Genomic DNA, 1,048 nt, shown 5'->3' with positions numbered 1-1,048 from the left:
GAACAAATATCATCCCATTTTCTAATCATATTAACTCTCCACAAATCACTGGCGTTGCACCAAACTTCTCGGAAGATGTTAGCTAGACAATTTCTTTTTATGCAGAAAATTCTGAAAATATTTTTCTCTGCAGAAATCAAAATAGTCAGTGTCTACTTAAAGTAGGCCACTTTTCCGATATTCCATTTATTGTAATTTTAGTTATTTGAATTCCTTTTTCTTCTCTTTTTAGGCTTCTTTACAAGGGCGACTTCGGATGTCTGTACCTCTATAAATCGTGGAGGATCTTTCTTTTGTCGCCCTTTACTCCTCTTGCTCGGTTTTCGATATAGCTCTTGTTCCATTTCTCCCCATGTTTTTTCCGCATAAATGCGAATAAGCGCTAGGACTTCCCAGATGCTTTTCCGTGACTGGGTTTCCATTTTCATCACATAGGATAGCCCGTATGCCACAAGAGCTAAAAAGATATGATTCCATACCGCCTCCGGCTGGTGACTATACAACCGAGCAAACCTCACGTGCTGTTTCATCCACTTGAAAAATAACTCGATGAGCCATCGCTGGCGGTAAATCTCCGTTACCTCTTTAGCGGTTAAATCCCAGCGGGTCGTTGCCAAACGATAAAGCCGACCTTGATCATCGAGGAATTCAATCAGACGCAGTTTGCTTTGCATCATTGTGTTTTGGTTGTTTCCCATCCGAACGTCTGCATCCAAATGAATGTGTGAATCTGCCGCTGGAATCTCGCGCTGTTCTAAAACTTCTGCAAAATGGTGCGTATTGACCCGAATAACAAAATCCAGCTCATCGGTTATCCACTTTTGCATCCGTTTGTAGCAAACATAACCGCGGTCCATGACGTACGTTACATAAGGATCTGTCACGAGAAGATCTGAACCTTCGTAATCACTAACATTCCCGGTTGACGGAACGATTTTATCCGGATATGGGCTTTCCTTGTCAATGACGAGCAGACGCGTATGCACCTTAATTCCACTTCGATGCTGGGTTACATAAGCCCAGTCTGCCAGTGTGAAGGGGTGAAGGG

General features: G+C 42.9%; 1 protein-coding gene. It reads right to left on the bottom strand.

What is annotated here, in order from left to right:
• Positions 1 to 197: 197 nt before the first annotated feature.
• A partial coding sequence (locus AC1DUA_RS38805; RefSeq protein WP_477504753.1) for an IS4 family transposase occupies positions 198 to 1,048 on the bottom strand: 851 nt, incomplete at its 5' end.

The organism is Paenibacillus sp. 01T422 (genome assembly GCF_056398785.1).
The sequence above is the reverse complement of the archived record's forward strand: the minus strand, read 5'-3'. Positions and strand labels throughout refer to the sequence as shown.